The organism is Streptomyces sp. NPDC018019 (genome assembly GCF_044327805.1).
GTDB lineage: Bacteria > Actinomycetota > Actinomycetes > Streptomycetales > Streptomycetaceae > Streptomyces.
On the sequence record NZ_JBIRGD010000012.1, the window covers coordinates 241,125 to 258,919 of the forward strand.

The 17,795-nt window shown below is 74.2% G+C and carries 14 protein-coding genes; 6 read left to right on the top strand and 8 right to left on the bottom strand.

Features of this window, described 5'->3' with window-relative positions:
• Positions 1–107: 107 nt before the first annotated feature.
• From ACH4FX_RS21515 to ACH4FX_RS21530, 4 genes are all read left to right on the top strand, one after another.
• Positions 108–2,273, top strand: a complete 2,166-nt coding sequence (locus tag ACH4FX_RS21515; RefSeq protein ID WP_398481199.1) for an FAD-dependent monooxygenase — start codon at positions 108–110, stop codon at positions 2,271–2,273.
• 33 nt (positions 2,274–2,306) lie between these two features.
• Positions 2,307–2,393, top strand: a complete 87-nt coding sequence (locus ACH4FX_RS21520; RefSeq protein WP_312024649.1) for a putative leader peptide — start codon at positions 2,307–2,309, stop codon at positions 2,391–2,393.
• A 78-nt stretch (positions 2,394–2,471) separates the two neighbouring features.
• A complete protein-coding gene (locus tag ACH4FX_RS21525; RefSeq protein WP_398481201.1) occupies positions 2,472–3,014 on the top strand; it encodes a cysteine dioxygenase in 543 nt (180 codons plus the stop codon).
• The gene (locus tag ACH4FX_RS21530; protein WP_398481202.1) at positions 3,011–3,388 is read left to right on the top strand and encodes a rhodanese-like domain-containing protein; all 378 of its coding nucleotides are present in this window, start codon (positions 3,011–3,013) and stop codon (positions 3,386–3,388) included. The genes ACH4FX_RS21525 and ACH4FX_RS21530 overlap by 4 nt, the downstream gene beginning before the upstream one ends.
• A gap of 175 nt (positions 3,389–3,563) precedes the next feature.
• On the opposite strand, the gene ACH4FX_RS21535 is transcribed toward ACH4FX_RS21530, so the two are convergent.
• The 5 genes from ACH4FX_RS21535 to ACH4FX_RS21555 all read right to left on the bottom strand — a co-directional run bounded on the left by ACH4FX_RS21535 (position 3,564) and on the right by ACH4FX_RS21555 (position 9,419).
• A complete protein-coding gene (locus ACH4FX_RS21535; protein WP_398481204.1) occupies positions 3,564–4,844 on the bottom strand; it encodes a hypothetical protein in 1,281 nt (426 codons plus the stop codon).
• A 799-nt stretch (positions 4,845–5,643) separates the two neighbouring features.
• On the bottom strand, positions 5,644–6,336 hold the full coding sequence (gene recX / locus ACH4FX_RS21540; protein ID WP_398481206.1) for a recombination regulator RecX: 693 nt from the start codon (positions 6,334–6,336) through the stop codon (positions 5,644–5,646).
• 6 nt (positions 6,337–6,342) lie between these two features.
• Positions 6,343–7,473, bottom strand: coding sequence for a recombinase RecA (gene recA / locus ACH4FX_RS21545; RefSeq protein ID WP_398481208.1), 1,131 nt, complete (start codon positions 7,471–7,473; stop codon positions 6,343–6,345).
• A 300-nt stretch (positions 7,474–7,773) separates the two neighbouring features.
• Entirely contained in the window at positions 7,774–9,117 is a 1,344-nt protein-coding gene (locus ACH4FX_RS21550; protein WP_398481210.1) for an AI-2E family transporter, read from the bottom strand.
• 107 nt (positions 9,118–9,224) lie between these two features.
• Positions 9,225–9,419, bottom strand: coding sequence for a DUF3046 domain-containing protein (locus ACH4FX_RS21555; protein WP_398481212.1), 195 nt, complete (start codon positions 9,417–9,419; stop codon positions 9,225–9,227).
• 79 nt (positions 9,420–9,498) lie between these two features.
• Here ACH4FX_RS21555 and ACH4FX_RS21560 point away from each other — a divergent pair, with 79 nt between their 5' ends.
• Positions 9,499–10,425 carry a hypothetical protein gene (locus tag ACH4FX_RS21560; RefSeq protein WP_398481213.1) on the top strand — a complete coding sequence of 309 codons (927 nt, stop codon included), beginning with the start codon at positions 9,499–9,501 and terminating at the stop codon, positions 10,423–10,425.
• Between the two features lie 89 nt (positions 10,426–10,514).
• On the opposite strand, the gene ACH4FX_RS21565 is transcribed toward ACH4FX_RS21560, so the two are convergent.
• From ACH4FX_RS21565 to ACH4FX_RS21575, 3 genes are all read right to left on the bottom strand, one after another.
• On the bottom strand, positions 10,515–10,823 hold the full coding sequence (locus ACH4FX_RS21565; RefSeq protein WP_398481215.1) for an AzlD domain-containing protein: 309 nt from the start codon (positions 10,821–10,823) through the stop codon (positions 10,515–10,517).
• Entirely contained in the window at positions 10,820–11,560 is a 741-nt protein-coding gene (locus ACH4FX_RS21570; protein ID WP_398481217.1) for an AzlC family ABC transporter permease, read from the bottom strand. Before ACH4FX_RS21570 ends, ACH4FX_RS21565 begins: the two co-directional genes overlap by 4 nt.
• A 265-nt stretch (positions 11,561–11,825) precedes the next feature.
• Positions 11,826–12,788: an AraC family transcriptional regulator gene (locus ACH4FX_RS21575; protein WP_398481219.1), complete on the bottom strand. Its 963-nt coding sequence runs from the start codon at positions 12,786–12,788 to the stop codon at positions 11,826–11,828.
• A 132-nt stretch (positions 12,789–12,920) separates the two neighbouring features.
• Between ACH4FX_RS21575 and ACH4FX_RS21580 the strand changes: the two genes are divergently transcribed.
• Entirely contained in the window at positions 12,921–17,720 is a 4,800-nt protein-coding gene (locus tag ACH4FX_RS21580) for an ATP-dependent helicase (protein WP_398481221.1), read from the top strand.
• The last annotated feature ends 75 nt before the right edge of the window (positions 17,721–17,795 follow it).

Below are 17,795 nucleotides of genomic sequence, written 5' to 3' on the forward strand. Positions count from 1 at the left end.
ACGCGGGCGCCCGCAATGGGTTGCATACGCTGTGTGATCGCGCACCGGGCTCCAACTGCCAGTTCCCGTACGTCCCGTAAGAACCCGCGGACCGGGGGAGCCACGCCGTGGACCCGGTGATCGTCGTCGGGGCCGGCCCGGTCGGTCTCGCGCTCTCCCTCGCCCTCGCCCGCCTCGACGTGCCGTGCGTCGTCCTGGACGAAGCCCCCGGTGCGGCCGATCCGCGGACCGCCCGCACGGTCGTGCTGCGCCCCGACACCACCGCGTTCCTGACCCGGCTGGGCTGCGGCCCGGCCCTGGAGTCGGCGGGCGCCCGCTGGACGGCCTGGCGCGCGGTGCGCCGGCGGCGCCTGCTGGAACGGGTCGAGTTCGGCCCGGAGGTCGCCTCCCCCGTCCACGTACCACAGCACGCGCTGACCCGGGCACTGCGCACCGCACTCGCGGGTGAACCGCTCGTCCAGATCATCGCCGACAGCCGGCTCGACGAGCTGAAGCAGGACGCGCACGGCGTCAGCGCCCATACTCGCGGCCCCAACGGTGCCTGGTGGCGTGCCAGTTACCTGGTCGGCTGCGACGGGCCGCGCTCGACCGTCCGCAAGCTGCTGGAGGTCCGTTTCCCCGGCCGTACGGCGGTCGAGCGGCATGCGGTGGCGGCGCTGCGCGCGGAACTCCCCTGGCCCGGCGAGGCATTGCTGCACCGCGCGCCCGCGCGGCAGGGCGGCGGCGGGTCCGGCGGCGAGGTGACGGCCCGGCCCCTGCCCGGCGGCGTGTGGCGGCTGGACTGGCTGCTGCCGCCCGGCCGGGACCTGGTCACTCCGGACGCCCTGGTGGCCCGGATCCGCGGCTCACTGGCGGTGTGGGCGGCCGAGGCGGCGTCCGGTACGGGGTCGGGGGCGGGGATCGGACCTGGCACGGTGATCGGCTCGGATGCAGGGGCCGGGTTCGCCGCGGGGGGCGGTTCTCAGGTGAGGGCGCCGGGGGGCGCGCGCGGTGCGGCGGAGGCCGGTGACCCGCGTGTTCCGGCCGTACCGCCGTACGAACTCCTCGACACCGGTGTGCACACGGTGCACCACCGGCTGGCACGGCGCTGGCGGCGCGGGCGGGCCTTCCTCGCCGGGGACGCCGCGCACCTGCTCGGCGCGCTCGGCACCCAGGGCCTGGACGAGGGGCTGCGGGACGCCGAGAACCTCGCCTGGAAGCTGGCGCTGGCCTGGCACCAGGGTGCCTCGGAGGCCCTGCTGGACAGCTATCAGGCGGAGCGCCGGGGCGCGGTGACGGCCCGGCTGCGCGCGGCCGACCAGGCGCTGCCGCTGCTGCGTGACGGCGAGCGGGGCGGCCGGTGGCGGACGGTGCTCCCGGGGGCCGCCCGCGGGCACACGGCGATGCTCACCGACGGCCACTTGGGGCGCGGCCCGCTCGGCGCGCCCCCCGCGTACGCCCGCTCCCCCCTGGCGCCGGTCACCGACCCGTCGGGGGCGATGGCGGTGGGGACCCGGGTCGGCGCGCCGGTCGCGGACGTCCCGGTGACGGCCCCGGACGGGTCCCTGGTACCGCTGAGCACCCGGCTGGGCCGGGGCCTGCTGGTGGTGCTGGTCGCACCGGGTACGGGCGTGTGGGAGCGGCGGCACTGGCAGTCGGCGGGCCTGATGCCGCGGCTGACGCAGACCGTGTCGGCGCTGCCGATGCGCGCCGAGGTGCTGGTCGCCGAGGCATATCCGGGCGCGGTGGCGCACACCGTCCTGGTCGTACGGCCGGACGGGCACCTGGTCGCGGCGATGGGCGGCGTACGCCCGGCGGAGCTGTACGCGTGCGCGGACGCGGTGCGGGGCGGGGCACCGGAGGGCGAGACCGCTGCGCCGGGTGGGAGGGGCGGGGCTGGGGGGACGGGTGCTGCCGAGGTCTCCGGTGCGGATGGGCTTCCCGTCTCCGGCGATGCGGAGGGGCACGCCCGGGCGCGGGCCCGTACGGCTGGCGAGGGGCCGTATCCGGGTACGCGATCGGAGTCGTACGGGGATGCCCGGCCGGAACCATACGGGGATGCCCGGCCGGAACCATACGGGGATGCCCGGCCGGAACCGTACGGAGATGCGGAACCACGTGCGGGAACGCACGCGGAGGCCCGCCAGGGAACCCACGCGGGCGCCCGTCCGGAAGCGCGCCCGGAGGGCCGTCCGGCCGGCGGGCCGCTGTCCGTCGAAGGCACGTTCCCGCAGGCCGGCGCGGACGTGTCGCGGGGCGTGTCCGAGGCGGAGGTCCGGTCGGCCGGCGGTTGACCCTGCGGGAAACCCCGTGCTTCACTCCGGAACGTGACGGAGAGCGGTTCGCGATTCTGGCGGAGGGTCCATCTGGACCTGGTCCGCTACGCGGGCTGCGTGTGTCGTCCGTCCTGCTGATCCGCCATTCCACCCCGCGCGCCGCCGCGTTCCGCGCTGCCCGCGCGCGCCTCCTCGCGATCACTCAGGACGGTTCCCGTGCCCGATGTACGTATCCCTGCGCGCCCGCGCCCTGCCGCCGCCGACGGCGGCCCCGGCGCCGCCGAACTCCTCGGCTTCGTCCGCCGCACCGCCGCCGACGCCCCGCTCATCGCCTCCCTCCCCCTCGACCCCGAAGGCCGCACCTGGATCCGCCTGGACGGACCGGGCGGCAGCGAGGCGTGGCTGATCGGCTGGCCGCCCGGTACGGGCACCGGCTGGCACGACCACGGCGGCTCGCACGGCGCGTTCGCCACCGCCGCGGGCGAGCTGACCGAGCAGTCGCTCGCCGCCCAACTGCCCACCGAGGGCTGGAAGACGCTGGAACTGGCGGACGGCGTGGACCGTCAGCGGACGCTGGCCGGCGGCCGTGGCCGTGCCTTCGGCCCGCACCACGTCCACCAGGTGCTCAACCTCTCCCCGGACGCCCACGCCGTCTCGGTGCACGCCTACTACCCGCCCCTGCCGCTGATGCGGCGCTACAGCCGCACCGGCCCGGTCCTGCGCCTCGAAGAGGTCGAGCGCCCCGAGGACTGGCGATGAGCGCCGTCGACGCGCTCCTGGAGGCGGCACGTGCCGGGCTCGACCGGGTGACGCCGCACCAGGCCGCGGCGGTCCAGCGGGACGGCGGGCTCCTGGTGGACATCCGCTACGCGGCGCTGCGCGAACGCGACGGCACCATTCCGGGCGCGCTGATCGTCGAACGCAACGAACTGGAGTGGCGGCTGGACCCCACGGGCGCCCACCGCGCCCCGGAAGCCACCGGCCACGGCCTGCCGGTCGTGGTCGTCTGCAACGAGGGTTACGCGTCGAGCCTCGCGGCCGTGTCCCTGCGGCAGCTGGGCCTGTACCGGGCGACCGACCTGGTGGGCGGCTTCCAGGCCTGGCGAGCGGCCGGACTGCCGGTGCGGGGGTGAGATCGGGCGGGTCCGCCCGGGAGTGGGCGGGCCCGCCGGATCGGCTTCGGGCCTGGCTGTTCGGCTTCGGATCTGCCGGGCTGGTGTCGGGCCTGTCCGCTCGGCCTCGGCTCTGCCGGCTCGGCTCCGGACCTGCCGACTTCGGACCTGCCCGTCCGGCGCTGTGCCGGCCGGCTCAGCTCCGTACGCGTACGGCGTCGAACTGCCGGACGATCAACGGCAGTGCCGCGCGCACCGTCGCATTGTGGTCGAGGTCACCCACGTCCGTGAGCCGGTGCACGGCCCCGTTGGCGCTCAACTGGCGCTGGCAGTGCCGGGCGTTCTCGAAGGCGATGTCCTTGTCCCCCCTGGCGTGGTACAGGTGCACCGGCACATCCGGACGCCAGTCGCAGGTGGTGTCCAGCGCCTTCAGCCGCTGCCGCAGCTTTCCCGTGGGGTTGCGGATCTTGTCGAGGAATTCCGCGGTGAACAGTTCCTTCGAGGTCGCCGGCAGGGCGGCGGCTATTTCCGACGCCTTGTGGTCGCCGTCGAAGAGCGTTTCCACCGTCTTGTCGTACGGGGCGCGGAACGCCTGCCCCGGCGTGTCGTACAGGCCGTACAACCGGTTCCACGCGATCACGAAGTACGCCAGGTAGAGCGACGACCGGACCACTTTGTCGTCCGCCGCGGCGGCCTCGAAGCCGCTCAGGTCGAAGGGCCCGGCGACCGGGGCGAGCGCGCCCAGGCGGAAATACGGGTCGGCGCCCCGCTGCAGCGCCCGGCCGACCATCATCGTGGCGGGCCCGCCCTGGGAGAAACCGCTGACCAGAACATGTCTGGCGAAGGTACGGCGGTCCTGCCGGACGAACGCGCGGGCCGCGCGCAGCGCGTCGACCGAGGCGGTGACGGTCGCCTGCGGGTGTCCGTACGGATGGGTGCCGGGGCCCACGCCCAGGCCGAGGTAGTCCGGCGCGGACACGGCCCGGCCGGTCGAGGCGAAGAGCAGGGCCGCGGCCCGGTCGGTGGCCGCCTCGTTCACCGAGGCAGCGTCGCCCCGGTACACGGTGGTGCCGTGCAGCCAGGAGACGGCCTGGAGGTCACGCTTGCCGTTCTTGGGCAGGGCGACCAGCTCGCTGGCCGTGGTGGGGCCGCCGTCGACGCCACGGGTGCGGTAGACGATGCGGTGGGCCCGTACGCCGTAACGGACCTGGGCCGCGTCGATGCCGGCCTTCTCCAGACGGGCCGCGACCTCCTTCGCGTCCAGGTCGGCCACGAGGGTGGCGGAAACGACGGAACCAGGGCCCGGACGCTGCTCGGCCACGGCCGAGGAAGAAGGCGAGGCGCCGGTCCGGCCGTCGGCCCCGGCCGCCACTGCTGTCGCCGGGGCCGTTGCCGCAGCCAGTACGACCGCCGCACACCCCAACGCGAGTGCGGCCCCCGGTCCGGTGGCCCGTCCACGGAATCGTTGAAAGATCATGCTCCGCACTCTGCCGTGCGCAACGGGACCGGCACATTGCAGCCAACCCCCCGGTTCCCGGGGGGATTTCCCCAAACCCTCCACTGCCACCCCGGCCCCTCGTCCCACTCCCCCCCCCGCCCCCTCGCCCCGGCTCACCGCAGACTCATCCCTGGCTCACCCCAGACTCATCCCCGGCTCTCAGCTCCAACGCAGCCCTGACTCACGCCCGATGCGCCCCTGCCTTACGCCCGGCTCACGGTGCACGAAAGACCGCGGGCAGGCGCCCGCGCTCCCCGGGCAGGCGTCCGCGGCTCCCAGGCATGCCTTGCCATAGCCCGCCTGGCGGCGAGCCCACCCCACCCCGCATCCGCGCTACGGACATCCGCCCCCGGCCGCACCGAGGCCGGACACCACGCCCCGCAGGCAGCTCCGCCACCGCCGAGACCGACCTGCCCCTGGACCGCCGGACAGCCTCAGCCCAGCGCCCCCGCGCCCACGCAGCCGCCACCAACCACCTCGGCGCCTTACTGAGCGCACTTCATCTCACCCCGGCGCGGGTGACCTGTGCCTCCGCCCGGCGGCGTGCCCGGGCGACACGCTCGTACGGTGGCCACGCGGCGCGCACGTGCGACCGCAACCACACGGACCGCCCCTACCGTTCCGCCGTACCCAGCTCACCCGTACCGATCATCCGCGCCCATACTCATCCGCACGGCTCGCGGCCCCGCACTACCGGCCCCGAACCCCGGGCACCACTCAGTGGCCTCCCCATCCCTGCTCGCCCAACTCTCCCCACTGTTCTCCTGCCTCCGGACCCCTACGCCTCCGGCAGGTGGTACCCCATCAGTTCCGGGTCCTCGCCCTCCTCCTCCAGCGCCTGCCGGACCACGCGCAGGGCCAGCCCTTCGGCGTACCCCTTGCGGGCCAGCATCCCCGCGAGACGCCGTATCCGCTTCTCCCGGTCCAGGCCGCGGGTCGTCCGCAGCTTGCGGTCGACCAGTTCCCGGGCCGTGCGTTCCTCCTGCTCGGAGTCCAGCTGTCCGAGGGCCTCGTCCACCGTCACCGCGTCCACGCCCTTGGTACGCAGTTCGCGGGCGAGCGCGCGGCGGGCCAGCCCCCGGCCGTGGTGCCGGGACTCCACCCAGGCGTCGGCGAACTTCGCGTCGTCGATCAGCCCCACCTCCTCGAAGCGGGACAGCACCTCCTGCGCGGCGTCGTCGGGGATGCCCCGCTTGCGCAGGGCGTCCCCGAGCTGCTTGCGCGTTCGCGCGGACCCGGTGAGCAGGCGCAGGCAGATGGCCCGCGCCTGCTCCTCGGGCGTACGCGGCGGCCCCGCCTCGGCCCTCGACGAGGAGGGACCACCGCCGTCCTTGTGTTTCCCACGGTTCTCGGCGCCGCCCTCGGCGCCGCCGCTGCCGCCCCGGCCGGCGCCGTCACGTCCCCCGCCGTGACCGACGCCGTCACCGGGGCCGTAGCCGTGGTCGCCGGGCCATTCCGTTCGCCGCGTCACGATGGACTAGCTCTTGGCCGCGGCGGCCTTGGAGCCCTTGGCCCCCTTGGTGGCCGGTGCCGGTACGGACTTCGCCGGGGCCTCCGCGCCGGCCGCCGCATCCGCCGCGTCCGCGCCGGGCTCCGCCGCCGGCTCCTCCGGCCGCACGCCGATGCCCAGCTTCTCCTTGATCTTCTTCTCCACCTCGTTGGCGAGGTCGGGATTGTCCTTGAGGAAGTTGCGGGCGTTCTCCTTGCCCTGGCCGAGCTGGTCGCCCTCGTAGGTGTACCAAGCGCCGGACTTGCGGATGAAGCCGTGCTCGACGCCCATGTCGATCAGGCCGCCCTCGCGGCTGATGCCCTGGCCGTACAGGATGTCGAACTCGGCCTGCTTGAAGGGCGGGGCGACCTTGTTCTTGACCACCTTGCAGCGGGTGCGGTTGCCGACCGCTTCGGTGCCGTCCTTGAGGGTCTCGATACGGCGGATGTCGATGCGCACCGAGGCGTAGAACTTCAGGGCGCGGCCACCGGTCGTGGTCTCCGGCGAGCCGAACATCACGCCGATCTTCTCGCGGAGCTGGTTGATGAAGATCGCGGTGGTCTTGGACTGGTTGAGCGCACTGGTGATCTTCCGCAGCGCCTGGCTCATCAGACGGGCCTGGAGACCCACGTGGGAGTCGCCCATCTCACCTTCGATCTCGGCCCGGGGCACCAGCGCGGCGACCGAGTCGATCACGATGAGGTCGAGCGCGCCGGAGCGGACCAGCATGTCCGTGATCTCCAGGGCCTGCTCGCCGTTGTCCGGCTGGGACAGGATCAGCGCGTCCGTGTCCACGCCCAGCTTCTTGGCGTACTCGGGGTCGAGCGCGTGCTCGGCGTCGATGAAGGCGACGGAGCCGCCGGCCTTCTGCGCGTTCGCCACCGCGTGCAGGGTCAGGGTCGTCTTGCCGGAGGACTCCGGGCCGTAGACCTCCACCACACGGCCGCGCGGGATGCCGCCGACGCCGAGCGCGACATCGAGTGCGGTCGACCCGGTGGGGATGACCTCGATGGGCTCGTTCGGGCGTTCGCCCATCCGCATCACGGCGCCCTTGCCGAATTGCCGTTCAATCTGTGCGAGCGCGGCGTCCAGCGCCTTCTCGCGGTCAGTGCCTGCCATGGCTTCCACCCGGTTTGCTTGAGTCGATCGCTTCACGTCCATGACGCTAACGCCTGCCACTGACAATGCGCCCGGACCCGGCTCCGGCCTGTGGATAACTCCCGGGAACTCGGGCGGAAACACGGGTCGGACGTCTCATAAGAATAGATGTTCGATTTCAGTGTCAAGCGCACCACGCACCGCCTCGTCCTTCGGTCATGCCCCACGAGGACAAGGGGCCCGGCCCGCAGGAGGCCGAGTGGCAGGCACCGGCGGCCGATGATCAGCGCCCGGGCCCCACCTTCGACATGGCGCGCTCCCTCACTCGCCCTTGCCGCCCGTGCCCCGCTCGCCCCCGTCCGCACCGTCCCCGTCCGGCCGCCGCTCGCCCCTGTCACCGTCGCCGCTTCCGTCACGACCGGTGCCCTCGTCCCGGCCGTCACCCTCCCGGCCGTCACCGCGTCCGCGCCCCTCCAGCGGCGCGGCCGGCGGGTCGGCGTGCAGGGTCCGGCGCAGCCGGCGCAGGGCCGAGGAGGCGCGCCGGCGCCGGCCGCCGCCCTGTACCCGGGCGTCGTCCGTGACCTCGTAGCGCTTCACGTACGCCCCCAGGAACGCCTGCAGCGTCGCGGTCGCCGGGATGGCGATCAGCGCGCCGACCGCGCCCATCAGGGCCGTACCGGCGATCACCGAACCGAAGGCGACGGCCGGGTGGATGTCCACGGTCTTCGCCGTGATCCGCGGCTGGAGCAGGTAGTTCTCGAACTGCTGGTAGATCACGACGAACCCGAAGACCCACAGCGCGTACCAGGGGTTGACGGTGAAGGCGAGCAGGATCGGCAGCGCACCCGCGAGGTACGTACCGATGGTCGGGATGAACTGGGAGACCAGCCCCACCCACATGCCGAGCGCGGGGGCGTACGGGACGCCCAGGATCTCCAGCAGGACGTAGTGCGCGATGCCCGAGATGAGCGCCATCAGGCCGCGCGAGTAGAGGTAACCGCCGGTCTTGGCGACCGCGATCTCCCAGGCGCGCAGCACCTCGGCCTGCCGGGACGGCGGCAGGACCGAGCACAGGGCGCGGCGCAGCCGGGGGCCGTCGGCGGCGAAGTAGAAGGAGAACAGCGCCACCGTCAGCAGGTTGAACAGGCTGCCCAGGACGGTCGCGGAGACCGCGAGCACGTTGTTGGCGCTGTCCTGGACGTACCTCTGCAGCCAGTCGGACTTGAGCAGGTTGTTCTGCACCTCGACCCGTGAGAGGTGGCTGTGGAAGGTGGCGTTGATCCAGCTGATCACCGAGTCCAGGTACTGCGGGAATTCCTGGACCATGGTGGCGATCTGGCCCGCGAGCATCGAGCCGAGCAGCGCGAAGAAACCCGCGGTCCCGACGAGTATGCCGAGGAAGACCAGGCCGGTCGCGGCCCCGCGCCGCATGCCGCGGGCCGCCATCCAGTCCACGGCCGGCTCGACGGCCAGCGCGAGGAAGAAGGCGATCAGCACGTTCAGCAGCAGCGAGATGAGCTGGTGGAACGCCCAGTTGGCAAGCTGGAAACAGGCCACGAGGGCGAGCGCCAGCACCATGGCGCGGGGCAGCCAGCGCGGCATCCGCGCGGCCGGGCCGTCGGGGCGTGGGGCATCGTGGCTGGTGGGTTTCTCGGTCGCTGGCACGGCCCAAGTGTCGCGCACGGGTCCGACACCTCCCGCCCTGCCCCGCGCGCCATGGCCGGCCACCACCGCCGATACCTCCGTGCGGGCCTGTCCCGGCCCCGCCCGCGTCAGCGCTTGTCGTACGGGACGTCCACCGTCGCGCAGACCACCCGCCAGACGTCCTTCGCCTCCCACCCGGCGGCCAGCGCCTCATGGACGGTCCGCCCGCCGAGCCCGGACATCACATGATCACGCGCGAAGGAGTCGGCGTAGGACTCACCGAAGTGCTCCGCCATCCGCTGCCAGAAGACCGTCAACCGCATGAACCCAGTATCCCGCCCCTGAGAGTGCAGCCGTGGCCGCGTCGGTGTCGGGGGACGGGTTGGGCCCTACCGTCGGGGGATGGCGGAAAACGGAGCATCACAGCCGACCTTGCTGGCGCGTGCCGAGCGCTTCATCTGGCTCACTGCCCGGGTGCTCGAACAGCGCCGTTTCGCCCATCATTTCCTGGGCGGGAGCGCGGACGGTGTCGAGGCCGCGCTCGCCGCGTACGCGAACCCGGACGGTGGTTACGGACACGCCCTGGAGCCCGATCTGCGCGGCCCGGTCAGTCAGCCGCTGCACACCGCGCACGCCCTGCACGTCCTCGATCTGATCGGGCGCTGTGGCGGACAGCGGGCCGAGCGGATCTGCCGCTATCTGACCGAGGTGTCCACTCCTCAGGGCGCGCTGCCCGCGCTGCATCCCTCCTTGCGCGGTTATCCGGCCGCGCCCTGGTTGCCGGTGCTCGACGATCCGCCCGGCGATCTCCTGGCCACCGGGCCCGTCGTGGGCCTGCTGCACCGCAACGAGGTGTGGCACGCCTGGCTGTTCCGGGCCACGGACTTCTGCTGGCAGGCGGTGGAGTCCCTGGAGCGGACCCATCCGTACGAGGTCGAGGCGGCGCTCGCGTTCCTGGAGGGCGCGCCGGACCGGCCGCGCGCCGAGGCCGCCGCGCAACGTCTGGGGGTCCTGGTACGCGAACAGCGGCTCGTCCTCCTGGAACCGGATCAGGCGGCCCGTACACCGGTGCCGGAGGGTTACGCGCCCGGTGAGCACCACTTCGCGTACGACTACGCGGCCACGCCCGGCTCGCTCGCCCGCCGCTGGTTCACGGACGCCGAGACGGACCGGGCGCTGGACCACCTCGCCGCCCTCCAGCAGGAGGACGGCGGCTGGCCCGTTAACTGGCGCGTGTGGGCGCCGGGCACCGCGCTGGAGGGCCGCCCGATGGTGACGGTCAAGGCGCTGCTGACCCTGCGCGCCTACGGACGCCTCACCGTGCCATAGCGGCCGGGCAGGTGCCGGACGCATCCGGCGGCGGCGAGGGGCGGGCGCGTAAAGGGCGGGCCTCGGGCCCCGTCGCCCAGCTCACCCGTTCACCCGCCCAGCGCCCGTACGCCTGCCGTCACCGCCACCGCGACCGCCACGACCAGCAGGAACGGCGCGCGCAGCAGCAGGGCGACCACCGCCGCGCCGACGCCCGCGACCTTCGCGTCGAGGAGCAGATGCGGTCCGTCGCCGAAGGTCTGCTGTGCGGTGAGCGCCGCGAGCAGGGCCACCGGCAGCAGGGCGGCGAGGCGCTTGACGCGCGGCCGTTCCAGGGCGCCGGCGGGCACCAGGAGGCCGAGGTACTTCACCAGGTAACAGCCGACGGCGGTGACGCCGATCGCGATCCAGACGTTCATCGTGCGTCCGCCTCTCGGGTGCTCTTCTCCGTGGTGCCGGACGCGTCGCCGGTACGTGTACGGGGTCGGCGGCCCTCCGCCCAGAGGACGGCCGGTGCGGCCAGCGCCGCGACGAGCACCGGGACGCCCGCCGGCAGCAGCGGCAGCGTGACCAGGAGGAGCGCGGCCCCGAGCCCCGCCGCGGCCCGTTCCACCGTCGTCCTGAGCATGGGCCCGAGCAGCGCCACGAAGACCGCCGGACCGGCCGCGTCCAGGCCCCAGGCGTCCGTGTCGCCGAGGGCTTCGGCGCCCGCGGCACCGGCGAGGGTGGTGAGGTTCCACAGGGCGTACAGGCTGAGTCCGGTGACCGTGAAGCCGAGGCGTGCGCTGCGCCGGTCGGGCTGGGCCAGGGCGACGGCCGAGGTCTCGTCGATGACCCAGTGGGCGGCGAGCGGCCGGACCGCCGCCCGGTATCCGAGGAGGCCGGACAGGCGCAGTCCGTAGAACGCGTTACGGGTGCCCAGGAAGAACGCCCCGGCCGCCGCGGTGAACGGGTTGCCGCCCGCGGCCAGCGCGCCGACCAGCGCGAACTGCGAGGCGCCGGTGAAGACGAACAGGCTCAACGCGCACGCCTGGAGCACCGTGAGCCCCGCGCCGGAGGCGGTGACCCCGAAGGCGAAGCCGGAGAGCCCGACGGCGACACCGACGCCGAGCGCGTCCCGGACGACGGCGGAGCGGGGCTTGGTTCCGGCGCGCACCGGCGCCGGGCCCGGTATGCGTTCCGCGTGTCCGGACGGCTCCGCCTGCGGTGCCCGCCGTACTCGATCCGGTTGTTCCGGCTGCCTTGGCCGTTCCGCCCGTTCTGGCTGTCCCGCCCGTTCTGGCCGTTCTGGCTGTTCTGGCCGTTCTGGCTGTTCCGGGGGCGCGCCCCGGTCCGGTTGCTGAGGCTTTCCCGCTTGCCGGGGCTGGTCCCACTGCCGGGCCCGGTCCGGCTGTCCTGTTTGCTGTGCCACGTTCCGGACCTTAGGAAGGCCCCTCCCCGGCGGTCTTGTACGTTCTTGCGCCGCCCGCCCGCTCGCGCCGGTACGCGCCGGGCGGTACGCCCACGATGCGGGTGAAGTGCCGGTTCAGATGCGGCTGGTCGGTGAAGCCGACGGCTACGGCGGCCTCCGCGGGCGCCGTACCGGCCTCCAGGAGCTGGCGCGCGCGGCGTATGCGGGCGTCGGTGAGCCAGGCGTGGGGCGGCATCCCGTACGCGTTCTTGAAGGCCCGCAGCAGGGCGAACGGACCGGTGCCCAGTTCCCGTGCCAGCTGTTCCAGGGACGGTGGCGACGTGAGCCGCGCCTCCAGGAGCGCCCTGGCGCGTTCGGCGGTGCGCGCCCCGGCCGCGGCGGCCGTACGGGCCGGCAACGGGCCGCCGTGACGCCGCAGCAGCCGGGCGATCGCGATGCGCAGCAGGCTGTCGGCGGCCAGCGCGTTGCCCTGCTCGGCGGCGCGGTGCACGCCGTTGACGAGGCGTACGGCCTCCAGGTCGGCCACCACCGTCTCGGTGAACCCGGCGGTGCCGGTGAGGCCGGTCGTCTCGGCGGCGACACCGGCGACGAGCTGCACGGAGGGGTAGAGCGTCGAGTACGCCCAGCCTTCCGGTGCGCCGGCCTGCGCGGTGTGCGGCACCTCCGGATTGATCATGATGATGCCGCCCTCCCCGGCGTCCTGGACGCCGGCCGGCAGCCCGACCCGCTCGACACCGCCGGTGACGGCTCCCAGGACGTAGCCCTCGTGGGAGTGGCGGGGGAAGGCATGCCGGACGTAGCGGGCCCGCAGCAGGTCCAGGCCGGGAAGTTCGGCGTGCTGCCAGTGCCGGGCCCACTCGCCGCCCTTCCGGGCGGCGGATGCCGCGGCCGGGCGCCCGTCGCCACGGACTTCCGCGCCCGGCGCCGCCGCGTCCTCCGGGCCGCCCGTGTCCCCCGTCCGGCTGCCGATCATGGCGTCATTGTGCTCCGGTGCGGCCCGCCGCGGTCCGCGGGTCCGGGTCGTGGACGGTGCAGGCGCCGGTATCACCGCAGGTGAGCGGCGGGGCACCGCCGATTGTCAGTGGTCCGTTGCACGATGGGGGACATGGCCAAGGCAGCGCTCGACTCGTTCTCCCCCGCGACCCGCGACTGGTTCACGGGGGCGTTCCGCGCGCCCACCGCCGCGCAGGAGGGTGCCTGGCGGGCCATCGGCGAGGGCTCGGACGTCCTGGTCGTCGCGCCGACCGGCTCCGGCAAGACCCTGGCGGCCTTCCTCGCCTCGCTCGACCGGCTCGCGAGCGTGCCGGCGCCCGCCGAGCCGAAGAAGCGCTGCCGGGTGCTGTACGTGTCACCGCTGAAGGCCCTCGCGGTCGACGTCGAACGCAATCTGCGCAGCCCGCTGACCGGCATCCGCCAGGAATCCGTCCGCCTGGGGCTGCCGGAGCCGGACATCCGGGTGGGCATCCGCTCCGGCGACACCCCGGCCGCCGAGCGCCGCGCGATCGCCACCCGGCCGCCGGACATCCTCATCACCACCCCCGAGTCGCTCTTCCTCATGCTCACCTCCTCGGCCCGGGAGGCGCTGGAGGGCGTCGAGACGGTGATCGTGGACGAGGTGCACGCCGTCGCCGGTACGAAGCGCGGCGCCCACCTCGCGCTCTCCCTGGAGCGGCTCGACCACCTGCTGGAGCGCCCGGCCCGCCGGATCGGCCTGTCGGCGACCGTGCGCCCGGTGGAGGAGGTCGCCCGGTATCTGTCGCCGCAGCGCCGGGTGGAGATCGTCCAGCCGCCGTCCGGCAAGGAGTTCGACCTGTCGGTCGTCGTCCCCGTCGAGGACCTGGGCGAACTGGGCGGCTCGCCCGTCCAGGAGGGCGACACCGGCGAGAAGCCCTCCATCTGGCCGCATGTCGAGGAGAAGATCGCCGACCTGGTCCAGGCGCACCGCTCGACGATCGTCTTCGCCAACTCCCGCCGCCTCGCCGAACGCCTGTGCAACCGGCTGAACGAGATCGCGTACGAGCGCGCCACCGGTGAGGCGCTCCCCGAGGACCACTCCCCCGCGGAGCTGATGGCCGAGGCCGGCGCTGCCAAGGGGGCGCCCGCGCTGCTGGCCCGCGCCCACCACGGTTCGGTGTCCAAGGAGCAGCGCGCCCAGGTGGAGGAGGACCTCAAGGCGGGCCGGCTGCCGGCCGTGGTCGCCACGTCCAGCTTGGAACTGGGCATCGACATGGGCGCGGTCGACCTCGTCGTCCAGGTCGAGTCCCCGCCGTCGGTCGCCTCCGGCCTCCAGCGGGTCGGCCGCGCGGGCCACCAGGTCGGCGCGGTGTCCCGGGGCGTGGTCTTCCCCAAGTACCGCGGCGACCTCGTGCAGGCCGCGGTCGTCACGGAGCGGATGCGGACGGGCTCCATCGAGTCGCTGCGCATCCCGGCCAACCCGCTGGACGTGCTGGCCCAGCAGCTGGTCGCGATGGTCGCGATGGACACCTGGGACGTGACGGAGCTGCTGGCCCTGGTCCGCCGCGCCGCCTCCTTCGCGGCCCTGCCCGAGTCGGCGTTCAACAGCGTCCTGGACATGCTCGCGGGCCGCTACCCCTCCGACGCCTTCGCCGAGCTGCGTCCCCGGGTCGTCTGGGACCGCGTGGCCCAGACGGTCACCGGCCGCCCCGGCGCGCAGCGGCTGGCCGTCACCTCCGGCGGCACGATCCCCGACCGCGGGCTCTTCGGGGTCTTCCTGGCCGGTGCCGATCCGAAGAAGGGTGGCGGCCGGGTCGGAGAACTCGACGAGGAGATGGTCTACGAATCCCGCGTCGGCGACGTCTTCACGCTCGGTACGACGTCCTGGCGCATCGAGGACATCACCCGCGACCGGGTGCTGGTCTCGCCGGCACCCGGAGTGCCGGGCAGGCTCCCCTTCTGGAAGGGCGATCAGCTCGGCCGCCCCTTGGAGCTGGGGCGCGCGCTGGGCGCGTTCCTCCGCGAGATCGGATCGCTCGCCCCGGAGGCCGCCCGCGAGCGGCTCTCCGCCGCCGGCCTCGACGACTGGGCGACGGGCAACGTGCTCGCGTACCTCGCCGAGCAGAAGCAGAGCTGCGGCCACGTACCGGACGACCGCACGATCGTCGTCGAACGTTTCCGCGATGAGCTGGGCGACTGGCGGGTGGTGGTGCACTCCCCGTTCGGCGCCCAGGTGCACGCCCCTTGGGCGCTGGCCCTCGGCGCCCGCCTCGCCGAGCGCTACGGCATGGACGCGCAGGTCATGCACGCCGACGACGGCATCGTGCTGCGCCTGCCGGACGCCGACCTGATGGGCCTGGACCTGCTCGACAGCGACACCGGCGCCTTCGACCCGGCGGCCCGCGGCATGGAGTACGACCCCGAGCAGTCCCCCGTGGGCGCCGCCGACGTCGTCTTCGACCAGGGCGAGGTCGACCAGGTGGTCACCGACCAGGTGGGCGGCTCGGCCCTGTTCGCCTCCCGGTTCCGCGAGTGCGCGGCCCGCGCCCTGCTGCTGCCCCGCCGCACCCCCGGCAAGCGCACGCCCCTGTGGCAGCAGCGCCAGCGCGCCTCCCAGCTCCTCCAGGTGGCGGGCGAGTTCGGATCGTTCCCGATCGTGCTGGAGGCCGTCCGCGAATGCCTCCAGGACGTCTTCGACGTGCCGGGCCTGACGGAGCTGATGGGCGACATCGAGGCCCGCCGGGTCCGCCTCGTCGAGGTCACCACCCCCGAGCCGTCCCCCTTCGCCCGCTCTCTGCTGTTCGGTTACGTGGCCCAGTTCCTGTACGAGGGCGACTCCCCCCTCGCCGAGCGCCGGGCCGCCGCCCTCTCCCTTGACTCCCGGCTGCTGGCCGAACTGCTCGGCCAGGCCGAACTGCGCGAGCTGCTCGACGCCGACGTCCTGGCCGAGTTGGAGAGCGAGCTGCAGTGGCGCACCGAGGACCGCCGGGTCAAGGACGCCGAGGGCGTCGCCGACGTACTGCGCCTGCTCGGTCCGCTCACCGACGCCGAGCTGGCCGAGCGCGGCGCCGACCCCGCATGGGTGCGGGAACTGGCGGCGGCCCGCCGCGCCATCACGGTCCGGATCGCCGGTCAGGACCACTGGGCCGCGATCGAGGACGCGGGCCGGCTGCGCGACGCGCTGGGCACGGCCCTGCCCGTGGGCGTCCCCGAATCGTTCACCGAGCCCGTCAAGGACCCCCTCGGCGACCTCCTGTCCCGGTACGCCCGTACGCACGGCCCGTTCACCTCCGACCAGGCCGCCGCCCGCTTCGGCCTCGGCACGGCCGTCACGGACGGCGCCCTGCGACGGCTGGCCGCGAGCGGTCGCGTGGTCCAGGGCGAGTTCCGCCCACACCCTTCCCCGGAAGCGCTGCGCGCTGCCCCTTCTCCCGGAATCGGCCAGGAATGGTGCGACGCCCAGGTGCTCCGCCGCCTGCGCCGCCGCTCCCTGGCCGCGCTGCGGCACGAGCTGGAGCCCGTACCACCCGCGGCCCTGGCTTCCTTCCTGCCGCAGTGGCAGCAGGTGGGCCCGCTGGTCCCCAAGACGTCGTACGGGGCCGGGGGCCAGCGCGGCGGGTCGTACGGCCTGCGCGGCATCGACGGTCTGGTCCGGGCCGTCGAGCAGTTGCAGGGCGCGTCCGTGCCCGCCTCCGCCCTCGAAAAGCTGGTGCTGCCCTCCCGGGTCGGCGACTACGCTCCGGCGCTTCTGGACGAGCTGACCTCCACCGGCGAGGTGCTGTGGGCCGGCGCGGGCGCGCTCCCCGGCAAAGACGGCTGGATCTCTCTCTACCTCGCCGACACCGCCCCGCTGCTCCTGCCACCACCCCACCCGCTGGAGCTGTCCCCCCTGCACCAGTCCGTACTCCAGGCCCTCGCACCCGGTTACGGCCTCTTCTTCCGCCAGCTCGCCGACCAGGTGCGGGCCACCACCCACCCCGAGTGCACGGACCCCCAACTCGCCGACGCCCTGTGGGACCTGGCCTGGTCCGGCCGGCTCACCAACGACACCCTGGCCCCGCTCCGATCCCTCCTCGGCTCGGGCCGTACGTCCGGTTCCACCGCCCACCGGGCCAAGCGCGCGGTCCCCCGCGGCCGGTACGGCTCCCTGACCGCGGCCACCGGCCGCACGGGCCGCCCCACCGCCTCCCGTTCCGGGCCGCCGACCGTCGCCGGTCGCTGGTCCCTGCTGCCCGCCCCCGAACCGGAGCCCACCCACCGCGCCCACGCCCTGGCGCGCACGCTCCTGGACCGGCACGGTGTCGTCACCCGCGGTGCCGTCGCCGCCGAGGGCGTCGAGGGCGGCTTCTCCGCCGCGTACCGTGTCCTGGCCGCCTTCGAGGAGACCGGCCAGGCCCGGCGCGGGTATGTGGTCGAGGGGCTGGGCGCCGCGCAGTTCGCCATGGACGGCGCGGTCGACCGGCTGCGCGCGGTCAACACCAGCCGGGAGCGCACCGCCGACGGGTACGCCCAGGAGGCCCCGGGGAGCCGCCGCGCCACCGGACCGCAACGGGCCCTGGTCCTGGCCGCCGCCGACCCGGCGAACGCGTACGGAGCCGCCCTGGCCTGGCCCGAGTCGCCCGACGGCTCGACGCACAAACCGGGCCGCAAGGCGGGTTCGCTCGTCGTCCTCGTCGACGGTGAGCTGACGCTCTACATGGAGCGGGGCGGCAAAACCCTGCTGGCCTGGACGCAGGCGGATGAATCCGGCAAGCCCGACGAGGGCTCCCCCGCCGGCACCCGCCTCCGGCTCGCCCTCGAAGCGCTCACCGACGCCGGGCGGGCGGGCGCCCTCGGCACGATCACCGTGGAGCGCGTCAACGGCGCCGCCGCCCTCACCGCCCCGCTCGCCCCTGCTCTGGAGGCCGCCGGGTTCCACCCCACGCCGCGCGGCTTCCGCCTGCGCGCCTGAGGGACGGGGCTGCCGACTGCGGTGACCGGCGGGCGCGGCATCGGCCTGCGCATGCCCGGCCCCAAGCAGCCCAGC